Below are 16,802 nucleotides of genomic sequence, written 5' to 3'. Positions count from 1 at the left end.
GTCGGCACTGTCCAGGGCCTGCGGGCAGGTCCGGGGCAGGAAGTGTTGAGTAAATATTAGAACCTTGGGGCCGATCCCCCTATTCCGCACAGCTGATGTGAGCAACCCCACCGGGCTGCGCGGAATCCGGCCTACTTCCAGCCCGTGGCCGCGAGCAGCCGCTCCTTGAACATCGGCGCCATGCTCTCCACGTAAGTCCGGCTCAGGTGGTTGTCATCCTTATACACGTAGATGTTTCCGACCACCGCCGGGCACACGCCATCCGCGCAGATAAAGTCGCTCATGTCCATCAGGTGGAGGCCCTTGACCTTGCCGCGGTAATTCTCCAGCGGCGACGGCTCAGCCAGGGATTCGCCCAGGGGCGGGTTGCACTCAGGTGCCTCGGCGCCGCTGCGCTGGGCACACTCGGGCATGTTAAAGGTGAACCGTGGGTTGTCGCGGATCCCGATGATCTCGATCCCGGCATCCGCAAACGGCCGGATGCCTTCCAGGTAGCCGGGCACGTCCGTCTCGTACGGCGCCAGCTCGTGGGTCAGCGAGGCAACAGTGAAGACCGCATCCGGCCGGCGCTCCAGGACGTAGGAGGAAGCGGCACTGTTATAGGCGTTGCATTCCTCGTTCCGCGCATCCGACTCGGCGCCGAAACGGCAGGCGGGCATCAGGAGGGTGACCAGCTGCCAACCCCGTTCGGCGGCCAGCGGCTCCAGCGCGGCCAGGTACTGCTGGGAGTGGGAGTCGCCCAGCACCACGATCCGCTTGGTGATGTCGCCCTCCGGCAGCTGCTGGCGGCAGCCCTCGAGGATGGGATCGTCCGTTGCGTTGTCGCCGACGCACGGATCGCTGATACCCGCCCAGTCATTGTCCAGCGCGGTGGGCCCCGGAATGGTCCGTGCCTCCGGGACGGGCTGCCCGACGTTCTCCGGGCTGAGTGCGGCGGCACCCGGCGTGAGCTCCTTGGGCTGGGCCGCCGTCGCGCTTTCCTCGGCACTGAGCGTGGTTTGCCAGACGGCCACGGGGCCCGCCAGGAGGGCCCCGCAGGCCACGACGACGACGGCATTCCGCCAGGTGCGACGCTGCGGCCAGTGCCAGTCACGAAGGGGCTTTTCCACAAAGCGCGTGGTCAGCACCGCCAACGCAATGGATGCGCCCACGATCCACAGTCCCTGCGAAAGGTTGGGGTCCTGCACACCCGTGGCGGCGAGCGAAAGAACCAGGATGGGCCAATGCCACAGGTAGAGGGCATAAGAGTTGTCGCCGAGCGCCACCAGGGGCCGGCTGCTGAGGATCCTGTCCACCCCGAACCGGCTGCCGCTCTTGCCTGCCACAATGACCGCGGCGGCGGCGACGGTGGGCCACAGGGCAACGAACCCAGGGAACGAGCGGTCCACCGTGAGGAGGAGTCCGCAGGCCACCATCGCGGCGACGCCTGCCCAGCCCAAGATGACCCGGACAGCCTTCCCCGGCTTCAGGTAGGGCAGCGACAAAGCCAGCAACGAACCCAGGGCAAACTCCCACAACCGGGTCCTGGTGTCGAAGTATGCGTAGGCCTGGTTGGTGGCCGTCTGCTCCACGGAATAGGTAAGCGAGACAGCAAAAACGGTTCCGAACACGAGCGCCAGCAGGCCGCGGTAGGTCAGGCGGGAAGCAGCCAGTCGGGCACCGGGGACACGCTCAGGAAGTCGCCGCAGCAGCGGGAGAAGGGCGGCGCAGCCAGCCAGGATGAGGGGCCAGAGAATGAAGACCTGCCCCTGAATCGACAGGGACCAGAAGTGCTGCAGCGGGCTGGCGCCGGCGTGCTCCTGGGCGTAGTAGTCCACGGCAGTGTCGGCAAGCAGCCAGTTCTGGCGGTACAGGAGGGAAGCCCAGGCCTGGTCCAGGATGTCCGGCCAGCGGCTTTGCGGCAGGAAGAGCCAGGTCCCTGCCAGCGCGCCGAGGATCACCACGACGGCGGCGGGCAGCAGCCGCTTGAACAGGTGCAGCCAGTGCGCGGCGAGCCGGAACGGGCTGCCGGACTCGGCCTTCCGGACGAACGACAGGGTCAGCAGGAACGCCGAGATCAGGAGGAAGACGTCTACGCCGCCGGACACCCGGCCCAGCCAAACGTGGTAGGCCACCACCATGAGGACCGCAAGGGCGCGCAGGCCTTGCACCTCGGGGCGGAACGCGGGTTTGCGGCTGCTTTTCGGCTGTATGGCGCCTTCGTTCGGCGCTGCTGTGGTCCTGAGATTCGACATGGATAACCCTTCGGAGCCCATCACAAGCCCTCAAGTTTAGCCGAAATGGGTCTCCGACCCCTAAACGGGCCGTACCATCACACGGGAAAAGCGGCTCCCCGTCAGGAGCGGAGGAGGGCGCGCAGCGTCTGGATGGTGTCCGCTTCGGCGGGCGATTTGTCGTCCCGATAGCGCTTGACCCGGGCGAACCGGAGGGCGATGCCGCCCGGGTAGCGCGTGGACAGCTGTACGCCGTCGATCGCTATTTCCACCACCGTGACCGGCTCCACCCAGACGGTGCTTGCCGTACGCCGAACCTCGATCTCCTGGAACCGCTCCGTCTGCCAGCGCAGAAGTTCGTCCGTGAGGCCCTTGAAGGTCTTCCCGACCATCACATAGCTGCCGGGTTCGCCGAACTCGCCGGTGGGATCGAGCGCGCCGAGGTGCAGGTTGGACAGCATCCCTGTCCGCCGCCCCGACCCCCATTCGCACGCGAGCACCACCAGGTCGTACGTCAGCACGGGCTTGACCTTGATCCAATTGGACCCGCGCCGACCGGCCGCGTAGGAAGAGCCCACTGCCTTCACCATCACCCCCTCATGTCCGGCGGCGAGCGCCTGGCGCGAGACGTTTTCGGCCACCGCCGGGTCAGCTGTGATCTGCCCGGGAATCCTGTGACCGGGTGCGATACCCTCGAGGACCGCGAGCCGCTCCGCCAGCGGCTCGTCCAGCAGGTCCCGGCCGTCCAGGTGCAGCACATCGAAGAACCACGGATGCAGCACCGTGGAGCGCGCCTGGTCCGCCCCGAAGCGTGACATGGTCTCCTGGAACGGCCGCGGCGCACCGTCCTCGCCCAAGGCGAGTGTTTCGCCATCGAGGATCACGTCGCGCACCGGGAGGCTCCGTACCAGGTCCGCCACCTCGGGCAGACGGTGCGTCACTTCCGCCAGGGTGCGGGTGTAGATGCGTACTTCATCGCCGGACCGGTGCACCTGGATGCGGGCGCCGTCGAGCTTGTATTCCACCGAAGCCTCCCCGGTGGCCTCAAGGGCGGCGCCGACGCTCGAGGCCGTGGCGGCGAGCATGGGCTGCACGGGGCGTCCGACGACGAGCCCCACCCCGTTGAGCCCGGTTTCCGTTCCGGTGAGCGCCAGCAGGGCGGTGCCGCCCAGGTCGCCGGAGAGCATCGCCGCGCGTCGCACCGCTTCGACGGGACGACCGGCGGCGCGGGCGACAGCATCCATGAGTACGCCTTCCAGGGCACCGGTGCGAAGCTCACCCAGGAGCACCCCGGCAAGGAACGCTTGTTCCCGCGCGGTTGCGGCCGACATCAACGACCGGAGCGTGGTGGCGCGCTCCGCGGCGGATCCGGCTCCGACGCTGCCGAGGAGGCCGTCAAGGGCGGCATCGACGTCGGCGATGGTCAGGCCCGGTTCGGCCGCGGGCGTTGCTTTGGCGGCCGACACTCCCCGCCAGCCCACTCCCACACGCCCCTGCCGCGGCCTGGCGATGAGCAGGCCGACGGCGGCGGCGACCTCCGTGGGTTCGAGCCGGCCCAGCAGCCCAGCGAGTGCTTCGATCTTGGCAGTCCGGGAGCGTGTGGAGGCGACCGCATCAGTGGTTTTCACGAGCTCGTCGAGCAGCATGGGCACCAGTCTGCCACGGGGTGACCGGGACAGGGGCAGAGAAGGGAGGCATACAAAAAAACCGGCCCGGCTGACGCCGGACCGGTTCTTCGTTACAGAGTGTTGCTAGCTTGGCTGACGGCTCAGTGGCTGTGGCCTGCGTGCTCGTCTTCCTCGGCCGGCTTCTCCACCACGAGGGTTTCGGTGGTGAGGACCAGGGCCGCAATGGAGGCCGCGTTGCGGAGCGCCGCACGGGTCACCTTGACGGGGTCGATCACGCCAGCGGCGATCAGGTCCTCGTACTCGCCGGATTTGGCGTTGAAGCCGTGGTTGGCTTCCAGTTCGCCGACCTTGGCCACGATGACGTAGCCGTCGAAGCCTGCGTTCTGCGCGATCCAGCGCAGCGGCTGGGTCAGTGCTCGGCGGACGATGCCGACGGCAGCAGCTGCGTCACCTTCCAGCGCCTGGACGGCGGGATCCTCGTCCAGTGCCTTCAGGGCGTGGATCAGGGCCGAACCGCCACCGGACACGATGCCTTCTTCGAGGGCAGCGCGGGTGGAGGACACAGCGTCCTCGATGCGGTGCTTCTTTTCCTTCAGCTCAACCTCGGTGGCAGCGCCGACCTTGATGACGCCGATGCCGCCGGCCAGCTTGGCCAGGCGCTCCTGGAGCTTTTCCTTGTCCCAGTCGGAGTCCGTGCGGGTCAGTTCCGCGCGGAGCTGCGCCACGCGGGCGGCGACGTCCTCCGCGGAGCCGGCGCCGTCCACAATGGTGGTGTTGTCCTTGGTGACCGTGATGCGGCGGGCGGTACCCAGCACCTCAAGGCCCACGGTGTCCAGGCTCAGGCCCAGTTCCGGGGAAACAACCTGCGCACCGGTGAGGGTGGCGATGTCCTGCAGCATGGCCTTGCGGCGGTCGCCGAAGCCCGGAGCCTTGACGGCCACGACGTTCAGGGTGCCGCGGATGCGGTTGACGATCAGCGTGGACAGGGCCTCGCCGTCAACATCTTCGGCAATGATGAACAGCGGCTTGGAACTCTGCAGCGCCTTTTCCAGCAGCGGCAGGAATTCCTGCACGGAGGAAATCTTGCCCTGGTTGATCAGGATCAGCGCGTCTTCCAGGACGGCTTCCTGGCGTTCGGCGTCCGTCACGAAGTACGGGGACAGGTAGCCCTTGTCGAACTGCATGCCCTCGGTGAGGACCAGTTCAGTCTGGGTGGTGGAAGATTCCTCGATGGTGATCACACCATCCTTGCCGACCTTGCCGAATGCCTCGGCGAGGAGCTCGCCGACCTCGTCGCTCTGGGCGGAGATGGAGGCGACATTGGCGACCTGGGTGCCTTCGACCGGGCGGGCGTTCTCCAGCAGGCGGGCAGCGACGGCTTCGACGGAAACCTCGATGCCGCGCTTGATCTGGCCGGGAGCCGCACCTGCGGCAACGTTGCGCAGGCCTTCCTTGACCAGTGCCTGAGCCAGGACCGTGGCGGTGGTGGTGCCGTCACCGGCAACATCGTTGGTCTTGGTGGCGACTTCCTTGGCCAGCTGGGCGCCAAGGTTTTCGTAAGGATCGTCCAGTTCCACTTCGCGGGCGATGGTCACGCCGTCGTTCGTGATGGTGGGCGCGCCCCACTTCTTGTCCAGGACGACGTTGCGGCCGCGCGGACCGAGCGTCACCTTGACGGTGTTGGCGAGCTTATCGATGCCGGCCTCGAGGGCCCGGCGGGCAGCGTCATCAAACGCAAGCTGCTTTGCCATGGTGGTGTCCTTTCAAAGACAGAAACCCCGCACCGCAGGCCGGCCCGAAGGCCGGCCCGGCAGCACGGGGATCCGGAGGTTACTTGACGACGATCGCCAGGACGTCGCGGGCGGACAGCACGAGGTACTCGGTGCCACCGGTCTTGACTTCGGTTCCGCCGTACTTGGAGTAGATGACGACGTCGCCGACGGCTACGTCAACAGGTACGCGGTTGCCGTCTTCGAAGCGGCCGGGGCCTACTGCAACAACTTCGCCTTCCTGGGGCTTCTCCTGTGCGGAGTCCGGGATCACCAGGCCGGAAGCCGTGGTCTGCTCGGCTTCGAGCGGGCGGACAACAATACGATCCTCAAGAGGCTTAATAGAGACCGACACTCGGACCTCTCCTTTTCGTCAGCAAATTCGTGGACTGGAAAGCTTCCCGCCCTGGCTGGCAAACCGTCGTCGCGGTGCCGGCAGCAGCCTGGCTGGCAGCTCTACATGTGTTAGCACCCACCTGGGGAGAGTGCTAATGAAGACTCTATGCACGGGTTAGCACTCGGTCAAGGCGAGTGCCAGCATTTTCGTCATGGGGCGGACGCTGGGGCCTGTAGATTTGAGCGGTGCGAGCTGCCATTTACCTGACCCTGGCCACCCTGTTCTGGGCCGGCAACTTCGTGGTGGGCCATGCCGCCGTGGAGACCATGGCCCCGCTCCAGCTCACGTTCTGGCGCTGGGCGCTGGCCGCGCTGCCGCTGCTGGTCCTTGCCCAGGCCATCGACCGGCCGGACTGGCGGGCCGTCCTGCGGCAGTGGCCGCGCCTGCTCCTCCTCAGCTGCCTGGGAATGACCGGCTACACGCTGCTGCTGTACAGCGCCCTGGGGCACACCTCCGCCCTGAATGCCTCGCTGGTCACCGCAGCCAACCCGGCCCTGATCATGATCCTCGCCGTAGTGCTCTTCCGCGACCGGCCGGCACCGGTCAGCTGGCTGGGAATAGCGCTGGGCCTGGCGGGTGTGCTGCTGGTCCTCACCGGCGGTGAGCTCCACCGCCTGCTGACGTTCTCCCTGAAGGCCGGGGAACTGCTGATCCTCGCCGCCATCACGATGTGGGCCGGCTACACGGTCCTGGCCCGCCGGCAGTCACTTCCGGCCATCACATCCACCGCCGTCCAGGTGGCCATGGCGGCCGCCGTCCTGGCTCCGATCGCGGCCGCCACGGGCACAGGCCTGCCCTCCGATCCCGCCGAGGCATGGTCCCTGGCATTCATCGTGGTCTTCCCATCGCTGGGCTCGTACCTGTTGTGGAACCTCGCCCTGAAGCGCACCACGCCGGCAAATGCCGGAAATTACCTCAACCTCATTGCCGTGTTCACCGCCATCATCACGATGCTGCTGGGCCAGCCCATCACGGTGCCGCAGGTGCTGGGCGGTATCCTGGTGATTTCAGGGGTGCTCCTGACCAGCGTGGGGCAGCGGCACGGCGGGCCTCAGCGGCCCAGGTCCTCGAAGTCGACGTCCTCGTCGGCGTCGTCGTCCCCTGCTCCCGCGCCGCGTCCGCGGTAAAGCACGACGGCGGCCGCGGCGGCCGCCAGCAGCGACACCACCAGGACCACGATGCTGCCCACGCGGGCACCGGTGTACAGTCCGCGGATGTCCTGGGCCTCCTGCGTATCATCCTGGATGCTGTTGCCGCCCACGGAGTAGACGGTGGCGTTGAACGCGTCCAGCATGAAGATGATGACCAGGAGCGCCACGCAGACCACGGCCACCGTGGCGCCGGCGATGAGCACCGGCCGGGCAACCCGGGCCGGTCCTCTACGCGGGGCTCCGCTGCCCGTTGAACCGTTCATTCCGTCCTGCCGGGGACCCGCTGCGTCGTTCATGCCATCAACCCTATCGGCATCGGGCGTGATGCTCCTCCACTAGGCTGGAACCCATGGCTGAAGCTCCCCAGGACCAGATTGCGCCGCTGCTCACCCCCGAAGGCTGGGACCTGCTGGGCTCCCTGGGCCCGTACCGGGAGGACGAGTCGTTCCACCTGAACGCAGCGCTCCGCAAGGCCGGCCACTCCCCCGCGCTCGTGTCCGCCGTCCTCACCCAGTCGCGGCTCCGGACGCGGGCCGAAGCGAAGTTTGGCGAGTTCGCCTCGCGGATGCTCTTCACCCAGGCCGGTCTGGAGCAGGCCACCCGGCTGAATGTCGCTGCCCGCCATGCCGAGCGCTTCGCAGCCGCCGGAATCCGGCACGTAGCGGACCTGGGCTGCGGGATCGGAGCAGACTCCCTGGCCATGGCGTCGCTGGACCTCACGGTTACCGCCGTGGAGATGGACGAAACCACCGCTGCCTGCGCCACCGTCAACCTGATTCCCTTCCCCAACGCAACGGTGGTCCACGCCGATGCCACGGCGGTATCCCTGGAGGACGCCGACGGCGTCTGGCTGGATCCCGCGCGCCGGGTCACCTCCACGTCCGGCACCCGGAGGATCTGGGATCCGGAGGCCTTCTCCCCGCCGCTGTCCTTCGTGGAGGCACTGGCCGCCACCGGCAAGGCGGTGGGCGTGAAGATGGGCCCGGGCATGCCGCACGAGTCCGTGCCGGCTGGCTGCGAGGCCCAGTGGGTCTCCGTGGGCGGCGACGTCACCGAAGTGACGCTGTGGTTCAACGCTGTCAGCCGTCCCGGCGTCCGCCGCGCCGCGCTGGTCCTTGGTCCGCAGGGGGCGGCCGAAATAACCAGCGGCGAGGACTTCGGAGCAGGCCCGGACGCGCCGGTGGGAGCCGTGGAAGGCTACCTGTACGAACCCGACGGGGCTGTGATCCGTGCGGGGCTCGTGGCCGACGTCGCGCTCCAGCTCGGCGGGCACCTGGTGGACGAGCACATCGCCTACATCTGCGCGCCGGAACTGGTCGACAACCCCTTCGCGCGCGCCTACCGGGTCCTGGAGGTCATGCCTTATAACGTCAAGGCGCTCAAGGCCTGGGTGAAGGACAACGGCATCACGGTGCTGGACATCAAGAAACGCGGCACGGCCGTGACCCCGGAAGAGCTGCGCAAACAACTGCTCCCCTCCGGCAAGCCTGCCCGGAAGGGAGCCGGGAAGACCGCCACCCTGGTGCTCACCCGCATCGGCGAGGACCGGGTGGCCGTGGTGGTGGAACCGGCGTAGGCGCCGCTACTGCGCCCGCATGAACTCCTCGGCCGCGCGCACCTGCTCCGGCGAGGGCCGGATGCCGGTGTAGAGCACAAACTGCTCCAGTGCCTGGATGGTGGCCACCTCAGCCCCCGTAATCACCGGCTTGCCGGCAGCGCGGGCCGCCCGGATCAGCGGTGTTTCGGCCGGAAGTGCCACGACGTCGAAAACCAGCCGGGCGGCGTCGACCGTTTCCTGCGGGAAGGACAGCGCGTCCGCCTCGGCGCCTCCGGCCATGCCGATGGGCGTCACGTTGATGATGAGGTCCGCGGTGGCGCCCTCCAGCGCCGGCTGCCAGTGGAAACCATACTGCTCTGCGAGCGCCCGCCCGGTCCCCTCGTTCCGCGCAATGACAGTGACGTTCCGGAAGCCGGCGTCGCGCAGCGCGGCAACCGTAGCCTTGGCCATGCCGCCGGCGCCCTGCACCAGCACGGAATAGCCGGTGGGCACGGCGTTGGTGGCAAGCAGCTGTTCGATGGCGGTGTAATCCGTGTTGTAGGCCGTGAGGTGCCCGTCGGTGTTGACGATGGTGTTCACCGAGTCGATCGCCAAGGCGGACGGATCCATCCGGTCCACCAGCGCGATCACGTCCTCCTTGTACGGCATGGACACGGCGCAGCCCCGGATGCCAAGGCCGCGGACCCCGGCGATCGCCTGCTCCAGGTTGGCCGGCGCGAACGCCTTATAGATCCAGTTCAGGCCAAGCTGCTCATACAGGTGGTTGTGGAAGCGGGTCCCGTTATTGCTGGGACGCGCCGACAGTGAGATACAGAGGGTCATGTCTTTATTCAGGATGGGCACGGAACCATTTAACCCGCACCCGCCCAACTAGGTAGCGCCAAGTGTCATTTTGATACCCCAAAACGACACTTGGTGCTACTTAGTTGGGCACCCGGTTCCCGCCGGGTAACGTCCGACGGCGGCCGGCAGCTTTCCAGGGGCCGTCGCCTTCCCGGCCAGCACGGCTGCCAGCGCGTCGAAGGCGCCCGGCGTCCGGCCGTAGATCGCCAGTTTCACCGGGGCCGGGGACCCTGCGAGGGACCATGGTGCGTCCAGCGCCACCGCAATATCGCCCCTCCCCGGCCTGCCGCCGAAACCCACCAGGTCCACCACCGGGCCTGAGCCCATCCTGAGTCCTGCCCGCCCCGCCGCAGCGGCGAACAGCGCCCGGTCGCGGGGAGCCCCGCCCGTCACACGCACGGCACCCGGGACCAGCGGCCCCTGGCACTTGCCAGCCAGGACGGTGACGGCGGCGGCCGAGACGCGTGAAGACAGGGCCGCCCCGCTGCCCGGCGGTGTTCCGGCAGGCGCACCCATGCGTCCGCGCCAGTGCATCATGGTGGCCACGCGGACGGCAGCCTCGTCCAGGCGCTCCACGGAAAGGACGCCGTTCGTGACGGCTTGGACGACCGCGGCGTGGGCCTGTGCCGCGTCCGCGGGCATGAGCAGCAGGTCGGCGCCCGCGGCCAGCGCCAGGACGGCGGCCTGCCCGTCCGGGTATCTGCCCTTGACGGCGGACATGTTCAGGGCGTCGGTCACGGCCACGCCGTCGAACCCGAAGTCCCGGAGCGCGCCGTACGTGGCCTTGGATAACGACGCCGGGACGCCGGGCTCGAGCGCGGGCACAGCAATGTGCCCGGTCATCACCATGGGAACGCCGGCCTCCACGGCTGCGCGGAACGGCTTCCAGTCGCGGGCTTCGAGCCGCGCACGGCCGGCACCCTGCACGGGAAGGCTGAGGTGCGAATCCGCGGTGACCGACCCATGCCCCGGAAAATGCTTGGCGGAAGGCAGGATGCCCGCCTGGAGCAGGCCGCGGGAGAACTCCACGGACAGGGACGCTGCCACCGCCGGGTCCGCCGAGAAGGACCGGGCACCGATCGTGGGATCTTTCGGCCCCATGGTCACGTCCGCGTCGGGGGCAAAGTCCATGTTGAAGCCGAGATGGGCCAGCTCCGAGGCCAGTGCCTTCCCCGACAGCCTGGCCAGCGCGCCGTTTCCGGCTGCGCCGTAGCTCATGGGAGACGGCCATTCAGTCAGCGGCCGGCCCAGGCGCGAGACCTGTCCGCCCTCTTGGTCCACGGCGATGATGCCGGGCCAGGGCCGCCCGGAAGAGGCCTTCGCGAGCCGCTGGTTGACAGCCCTCATGGCGTCGGGCTTGACCGCTCCGGCGGCGTCCACGGGGACGTTGTCCCCCATGATGATGGACCCGGCCAGGTGCAGGCGCTCAATCACCTTGGCGTGGGCCTCCACGTCCCGGCCCGTGAAGAACGGCAGGATCACCTGCCCGGCTTTTTCCTCTGGTGTCATCGCGGCGACTGCGGCGGCGGCCGCCTCCGAGTCCTGCTGTTCGGGTCCCCAGCCGAGGGGCCGGGAGCGAGGATCCGGTGACGGGGAGGACGGGGCAGGGCCCGGCGTCGTGCGTTCTGTTTCGGAGGGCGCGGCGGGGCTGGAAGCGGCCGACGACGGCGGGCCGGGTGCCGGGGCCGGCGCGCACGAAACGAGGAGTGCTGATGCGGCTGCCGCCGCAATGACGCGGACGCTGGTGTGAAGACTCTCACGGTGCTGCTGGAACGGGGCCATCACTCCGATGCTACCCCTGCACTAGACTGGGACCATCCGTTCGCCTGCCGGCAGCAGCCTGTCAGCGGCACCAGCCAGCGGCAAACAGGACAGTGAGGAAATGCGTGGAGATCGACTTCGCTGCTTCGCGGCAATCAACCCTCGGGGTTGAATGGGAGCTTGCGCTGGTGGACGGCAGGACCGGCGAGCTGGCTTCCGTGGCCAACGAGGTCCTCCGCGGCGTCGCAGCCCGGCACCCGGAGCTGAACGAAGACGATGAGCACCCCCACATCAAGCAGGAACTGCTGCTCAACACGGTGGAACTGGTCACCGGCATCTGCGAAACTGCCGCCGAGGCGAAGGAAGACCTCGCCCGCTCCGTGGCGGCCGTCCGTGAAATCACCGATCCCATGGGCGTGGAGCTGTTCTGCGCCGGAAGCCACCCGTTCAGCCCGCCGCAGCTGCAGCCGGTCACGGACAAGGCGCGGTACGCGAAGCTGATCGACCGCACCCAGTGGTGGGGCCGGCAGATGGTCATTTACGGGGTGCACGTGCACGTTGGCCTGGACCGCCGCGAAAAGGCGCTGCCGGTGCTGGACGGGCTGGTCAACTACTTTCCGCACTTCCAGGCGCTGTCCGCATCCAGCCCGTTCTGGGGCGGCGAGGACACCGGCTACGCATCTCAGCGTGCGCTGATGTTCCAGCAGCTTCCCACCGCCGGCCTGCCCTTCCAGTTCGGTACCTGGGAGGAATACGAATCCTACGTCCAGGACATGTTCACCACCGGGGTCATCGACACCATCTCCGAGATCCGCTGGGATATCCGCCCGGTGCCCGCCCTGGGCACCATCGAGATGCGCATCTGCGATGGCCTGGCGACGCTGGAAGAAGTGGGGGCGGTGGCCGCGCTGACCCAGTGCCTGGTGGACGAATTCTCCACCACCCTGGACAACGGGGGCACCATCCCCACCATGCAGCCCTGGCATGTCCAGGAAAACAAGTGGCGCGCAGCCCGGTACGGAATGGACGCCATCATCATCCTGGACGCGTCCGGCCGCGAACAGCTGGTCACGGACCACCTGCTGGAGACGCTGAACCGGCTGGAGCCCGTGGCCGCCAAGCTGCGCTGCTCGGACGAACTTGCCGATGTCGAGAAGATCATCCGCCGCGGGGCCGGGTACCAGCGCCAGCGCCGGGTGGCCGAAGAGAACGGCGGCAACCTGCAGGCTGTGGTCCTGGACCTGGTCCGCCAGATGCGCAGCGGCCCGACCGCCTGACCCTGCCCTGGCTCCGCCCTCTGTCCCCCTGGCCCCGCCCTACCCCCGCCTCGTTGCTCTATCAGTTGTGGTCCCTAAAACGGCGTTTTAGGGACCACAACTGATAGAGCAAGTCGGGTTCTAGGCGCCGAGGGAGACCGAGGTGACCGGCAGTGACGAGTCCGGGGCGAACTTGATACCGCTCGGCGCCACTCCTGCCATCACCAGCTGCGCACCGAGGGCAGCGACCATGGCGCCGTTGTCCGTGCAGAGGCCCAGCGGCGGCACATGGAGCCTGATCCCGGCGGATGCGCACCGCTGCCCGGTCAGTTCGCGGAGCCTGGAGTTCGCCGCCACGCCGCCGCCCAGCAGGACGTCGTGAATGCCCTGCTCCCGGCAGGCCAGGACAGCCTTGGCTGACACCACGTCCACCACTGCCTCCTGGAACGCCGCTGCAATGTCGGCCACGGGCACCTCTTCACCGCGTGCCTCGAACTGCTCCACGCAGCGCGCCACGGCCGTCTTCAGACCGCTGAAGGACCAGTCGTAACGGTGTCGTCCGGGTTCCTCCGCTGTGCCCATGTACTTCGGCTGGGTGAGGCCGCGCGGGAACCGGATGGCCTTGGGATTGCCTTCCCGGGCCGCCTTGTCGATGGCCGGACCGCCCGGGTAGCCGAGTCCCAGGATGCGGGCCACCTTGTCGAATGCTTCGCCCGCGGCGTCATCGATGGTGGAGCCGAGGAGCACGACGTCGTCCGTGATGCTGTTGATGCGCAGGATTTCCGTGTGCCCGCCGGAGACCAGCAGGGCGCCGAGGTTTTCGGGAAGCCTGGGGGCGGCCCCGGCACCTGTCGCCGCGGCGGTGCCGGGTCCGCCGTCGAGCAGCCCGACCCCCACGTGCGCCACTAAGTGGTTGATCGCGTACAGCGGCTTTCCGGTGGCCACGGCCAGTGCTTTGGCCGCGCAGACGCCCACCATGAGCGCACCCGCCAGGCCGGGCCCGGAGGTGACGGCGAGGGCGTCGACGTCGTCAAGCGCGACGCCGGCATCGTCCAGGGCCTCCTGCAGTGTAGGAACGAAGGCGTCCAGGTGCGCCCGGGACGCGATTTCCGGAATGACCCCGCCGAACCGCACGTGCTCGTCCATGGACGAGGAGACGGTGTTGGTCAGCAGGGTGGTGCCGCGGACGATCCCCACGCCGGTCTCGTCACAGGACGATTCGATCCCCAGCACCAGTGGCTGCGAGCGGTTCATGGCTGGCCTGCTTCCTTGTTGGGCTGGCCCGCACTTGTCTGCTCGGCGGGTGCGCCGCTGAGCTGGAGCCGCATGATGAGTGCGTCCACGCCGTCGCGGTAATAGCGCGGGCGCACGTGGATCTGTTCGAAGCCGAACCGCAGGTACAACTGCTGGGCACGGGGGTTGTCGGCGCGGACCTCCAGCAGCACGTCGGCGGCCCGGCGCTGCCGGGCCTCGCCGATCAGGGTAGCCAGGAGGGTGCTGCCGATGCCGCGCCCTTCCGATTCGGGCACGACGGCGATCGTCTGGACGTCCGCGATGGGCTCGATGCACATCAGCCCGGCATAGCCCACAATGCCGCTGGCGCCCTCCGCGACGACATAGCTGCGGGTCTCCGGCTGGGACAGTTCGTCCACGAACATCTGCAGCGGCCAGGCATCCACCGGGAAGAGCCGCTGTTCCAGGGCGTGGACTGCGGCGACGTCCTCCAGTGTCATGGCCCGCAGGGTGATGCCCGGGCTCCCTTCTGCCGGAGTAGTCACAGGGCCCGCTTTCGGGGACCGGGCACCTGCGCGTCGGACTCGCGCAGGTACAGCGGCGTCGAGTCCAGGAGCGTGCCGCCGGCGGTCAGCCTCGCCAGCGCGAACCGGCCCAGGTGTGCCGCATCAGGCTGTTGCCGGGCAAACTCCGGATCGGCCTTCAACAGATCAGCGTAAAGTCCCGCCCCTGCACCGAACGCCGGCAGGTCCGGAAGGTCCGCGGCGAACCCGACGTGCGGGCCGTCCACCAGCTGCGGGAGCCCGCCGTCCACGAGGGAATACCGCGCCCAGTACACCTCTTTGCGGCGGGCATCCGTCACCACCAGGAAGTCCCGGGCCGTGGTGGAGGAATCGGCAACTTCCAGGGCGATGGCGTCCAGGCTCATCAGGCCGTGCAGGGGCTTGCCCCAGACGAAAGCGAGGGTGCGGGCAGTGGCGATACCGGAGCGCAGCCCGGTGAAAGGTCCCGGCCCTACGCCAGTGACCAGCGCGTCGATGTCCGCCCCAGTCGCGCCCGCGCCGCCCAGCATGGTTTCAATCCCGGGCGCCAGTACCTCAGCATGGCTGCGGGTGTCCTCGGTGGCGAAGCCCGCTATGACACCGTCCGTGGAGTGGACCAGGGCGGCGCTGGCTACGGCAGAGGTATCGATGGCCAGGATGAGCATCAGCGGGGTCCTTCCAGGTCCGGGGCGGCCGGCCAGCGCGGACCGTAGCCGCGCATCACGATGGTCCGGGGCTCGTCCACGTCGGCGTCGTCGAAGTCCAGGACGTCGCCTTCGTCCAGTTTCGATTCCGCCGCCGCTCCGCCGATGGCACGGTGCAGGTCGATCTCCAGCCGGCTCTCGCTCAGGTGTTCCACCCGGTCGCGGCCCCACTCCACCACGGTGACGGCGGTGTCCATGGTGTTTTCCAGGTCAATGTCGTCGATCTCTGCCGCGGAGCCCAGCCGGTAGGCGTCCACGTGGACCAGGTCCGGGCCGCCGGGCCGGGGGCCGTCCGGCAGGTTGGGGTGGATACGGACCAGGACGAAGGTGGGGGAAATGACCCCGGCGCGCACGCCCAGGCCCTCCCCCAGGCCCTGGGTGAACGTCGTCTTGCCGGCACCCAGCTCGCCGGAGAGCACCACAAGGTCCCCGGGCTTCAGCACGCCGGCGAGCCGTGCGCCGAGGGCGTGGGTCTGGTCCGCCGTCGTCGCGCTCAACGTCTTTTCCCAAATCGGCGATGCGGGACCGCTCATGACGTAGCCTCCGGCCCGGCGGCCGAAGGACCGGCCTCGTTGATGAACCGCCGCGGCACCCGCGGGCTGATCCGGGTGACCACCTCATAGTTAATGGTCCCGGCGGCACGCGCCCAGTCGTCGGCGGTAGGGCCGCCGTCGGATCCGTCCCCGAACAGCTCAGCTTCGGCACCGAGCAGCCCTGCACCCGCATCCGGTGCCCCGCCGAGGTCGATGACCATCTGGTCCATGGCGATCCGGCCCACCACGGGGTACGTCCGGCCGGCGAGCCGGACCGGCCCGCCCGTAGCGACGCGCGGCACTCCGTCGGCGTACCCCACGGGGATCAGCGCGAGCGTGCTGGGTCCGTCCGTGTGGTAGCGAAGGCCATAGGAGACGCCCTGCCCGTCGGGGACGGCCTTGCACTGCGACACCAGCGTGCGCAGCGACATAGCCGGCCGCAGGCCGAGCTCCGCGGATGTGGTGCCGTCAAACGGCGACAGTCCGTAGATCCCGAGGCCAACACGTACCAGGTCGAAATGCGTGTCCGGCCGCGAAAGCGTGGCCGGGGTGTTGGCCAGGTGCCGGACTTCCAGGTCGATTCCGGCATCCTCGGCGAGCGCGAGAACCTCCCGGAAAACGGCGAGTTGCTGATCCGTTTCCGGCCGTTCCGGTTCGTCCGCCACGGCGAGGTGCGAGAAGATTCCCACCACCCGCAGCAGGCCCTGGTCCTGGTACTCCACGGCCTGTCCGAGCAGCCGGTCCCAGGCTTCCGGGGCAGCGCCGTTGCGGCCCAGGCCGGTGTCCACCTTCAGATGGATGCGGGCGGGGCGTTCCTGTTCACGGGCCGATGCCACGATGTGGTCCAGCTCCCAGCCCGAGCAGCCAATGTCGATTCCGGCTGCCACGGCAGCGCCGAAGTTGCTCTCGGTGGTGTGCAGCCAGGCCAGCAGGGGTGCATCGATACCGGCGGCACGGAGGGACAGGGCCTCGGAGATGTGCGCGACACCCAGCCAGGCGGCCCCTGCTTCGAGGGCGGCCCTGGCGACGGGGACGGCGCCGTGCCCGTAGGCGTCGGCCTTGACCACGGCCATGACCTTGGCCGGCGATGCGGCGGCGGCGAGCCTGCGGACGTTGTGGCGGATGGCGTCGAGATCGATGACAGCGGAGCGCTCGTGGCGCGGCTCCCGGCCGGGGGCAGCACTGAATTCACCGGTGGTTGCGGGGGTAGTCAC

15 protein-coding genes are annotated in these 16,802 nt (G+C 68.5%); 3 read left to right on the top strand and 12 right to left on the bottom strand.

Annotated elements, in window-relative coordinates; all coding sequences use genetic code 11:
• Window positions 1-131: 131 nt before the first annotated feature.
• The 4 genes from ACIQC0_RS12605 to groES all read right to left on the bottom strand — a co-directional run bounded on the left by ACIQC0_RS12605 (window position 132) and on the right by groES (window position 5,965).
• Window positions 132-2,234, bottom strand: coding sequence for an acyltransferase family protein (locus ACIQC0_RS12605; protein WP_400535283.1), 2,103 nt, complete (start codon window positions 2,232-2,234; stop codon window positions 132-134).
• A gap of 101 nt (window positions 2,235-2,335) precedes the next feature.
• Window positions 2,336-3,859 carry an ATP-dependent DNA ligase gene (locus ACIQC0_RS12600; protein WP_400535281.1) on the bottom strand — a complete coding sequence of 508 codons (1,524 nt, stop codon included), beginning with the start codon at window positions 3,857-3,859 and terminating at the stop codon, window positions 2,336-2,338.
• Window positions 3,860-3,981: 122 nt separating this feature from the next.
• The gene (gene groL, locus ACIQC0_RS12595) at window positions 3,982-5,592 is read right to left on the bottom strand and encodes a chaperonin GroEL (RefSeq protein WP_400535279.1); all 1,611 of its coding nucleotides are present in this window, start codon (window positions 5,590-5,592) and stop codon (window positions 3,982-3,984) included.
• A gap of 79 nt (window positions 5,593-5,671) precedes the next feature.
• Complete coding sequence (gene groES, locus ACIQC0_RS12590) at window positions 5,672-5,965, bottom strand: co-chaperone GroES (RefSeq protein WP_003805290.1); 294 nt, start codon at window positions 5,963-5,965, stop codon at window positions 5,672-5,674.
• A gap of 227 nt (window positions 5,966-6,192) precedes the next feature.
• Here groES and ACIQC0_RS12585 point away from each other — a divergent pair, with 227 nt between their 5' ends.
• Window positions 6,193-7,134 (top strand): DMT family transporter, encoded by a 942-nt coding sequence (locus ACIQC0_RS12585; RefSeq protein WP_400535277.1) that lies wholly within the window; start codon window positions 6,193-6,195, stop codon window positions 7,132-7,134.
• On the opposite strand, the gene ACIQC0_RS12580 is transcribed toward ACIQC0_RS12585, so the two are convergent.
• The gene (locus ACIQC0_RS12580) at window positions 7,059-7,454 is read right to left on the bottom strand and encodes a hypothetical protein (RefSeq protein ID WP_377214731.1); all 396 of its coding nucleotides are present in this window, start codon (window positions 7,452-7,454) and stop codon (window positions 7,059-7,061) included. The two genes, ACIQC0_RS12585 and ACIQC0_RS12580, sit on opposite strands and share 76 nt — an antisense overlap.
• Before the next feature lie 53 nt (window positions 7,455-7,507).
• Here ACIQC0_RS12580 and ACIQC0_RS12575 point away from each other — a divergent pair, with 53 nt between their 5' ends.
• Complete coding sequence (locus ACIQC0_RS12575) at window positions 7,508-8,734, top strand: SAM-dependent methyltransferase (RefSeq protein ID WP_400535274.1); 1,227 nt, start codon at window positions 7,508-7,510, stop codon at window positions 8,732-8,734.
• A gap of 6 nt (window positions 8,735-8,740) precedes the next feature.
• Here ACIQC0_RS12575 and ACIQC0_RS12570 read toward each other — a convergent pair whose 3' ends face one another.
• Window positions 8,741-9,559, bottom strand: a complete 819-nt coding sequence (locus ACIQC0_RS12570; RefSeq protein WP_400535272.1) for a shikimate 5-dehydrogenase — start codon at window positions 9,557-9,559, stop codon at window positions 8,741-8,743.
• Between the two features lie 75 nt (window positions 9,560-9,634).
• Window positions 9,635-11,068 carry a glycoside hydrolase family 3 protein gene (locus ACIQC0_RS12565; RefSeq protein ID WP_400535342.1) on the bottom strand — a complete coding sequence of 478 codons (1,434 nt, stop codon included), beginning with the start codon at window positions 11,066-11,068 and terminating at the stop codon, window positions 9,635-9,637.
• A 377-nt stretch (window positions 11,069-11,445) separates the two neighbouring features.
• Between ACIQC0_RS12565 and ACIQC0_RS12560 the strand changes: the two genes are divergently transcribed.
• Window positions 11,446-12,597 carry a glutamate--cysteine ligase gene (locus ACIQC0_RS12560; RefSeq protein ID WP_377214728.1) on the top strand — a complete coding sequence of 384 codons (1,152 nt, stop codon included), beginning with the start codon at window positions 11,446-11,448 and terminating at the stop codon, window positions 12,595-12,597.
• Window positions 12,598-12,717: 120 nt separating this feature from the next.
• Here ACIQC0_RS12560 and tsaD read toward each other — a convergent pair whose 3' ends face one another.
• The 5 genes from tsaD to alr are packed head-to-tail and all read right to left on the bottom strand — an operon-like array spanning window position 12,718 to window position 16,802.
• Window positions 12,718-13,830: a tRNA (adenosine(37)-N6)-threonylcarbamoyltransferase complex transferase subunit TsaD gene (tsaD, locus tag ACIQC0_RS12555; RefSeq protein WP_400535270.1), complete on the bottom strand. Its 1,113-nt coding sequence runs from the start codon at window positions 13,828-13,830 to the stop codon at window positions 12,718-12,720.
• Complete coding sequence (rimI, locus tag ACIQC0_RS12550; protein WP_400535340.1) at window positions 13,827-14,309, bottom strand: ribosomal protein S18-alanine N-acetyltransferase; 483 nt, start codon at window positions 14,307-14,309, stop codon at window positions 13,827-13,829. The genes tsaD and rimI overlap by 4 nt, the downstream gene beginning before the upstream one ends.
• 41 nt (window positions 14,310-14,350) lie before the next feature.
• Window positions 14,351-15,016, bottom strand: a complete 666-nt coding sequence (tsaB, locus tag ACIQC0_RS12545; protein ID WP_400535268.1) for a tRNA (adenosine(37)-N6)-threonylcarbamoyltransferase complex dimerization subunit type 1 TsaB — start codon at window positions 15,014-15,016, stop codon at window positions 14,351-14,353.
• Window positions 15,016-15,588, bottom strand: a complete 573-nt coding sequence (gene tsaE, locus ACIQC0_RS12540; RefSeq protein ID WP_400535266.1) for a tRNA (adenosine(37)-N6)-threonylcarbamoyltransferase complex ATPase subunit type 1 TsaE — start codon at window positions 15,586-15,588, stop codon at window positions 15,016-15,018. The genes tsaB and tsaE overlap by 1 nt, the downstream gene beginning before the upstream one ends.
• Window positions 15,585-16,802 (bottom strand): alanine racemase, encoded by a 1,218-nt coding sequence (gene alr / locus ACIQC0_RS12535; protein ID WP_400535264.1) that lies wholly within the window; start codon window positions 16,800-16,802, stop codon window positions 15,585-15,587. The genes tsaE and alr overlap by 4 nt, the downstream gene beginning before the upstream one ends.

The organism is Pseudarthrobacter sp. NPDC092419 (assembly GCF_044755045.1).
GTDB lineage: Bacteria > Actinomycetota > Actinomycetes > Actinomycetales > Micrococcaceae > Arthrobacter.
This window is presented reverse-complemented; position numbering and strand designations above follow the sequence as displayed.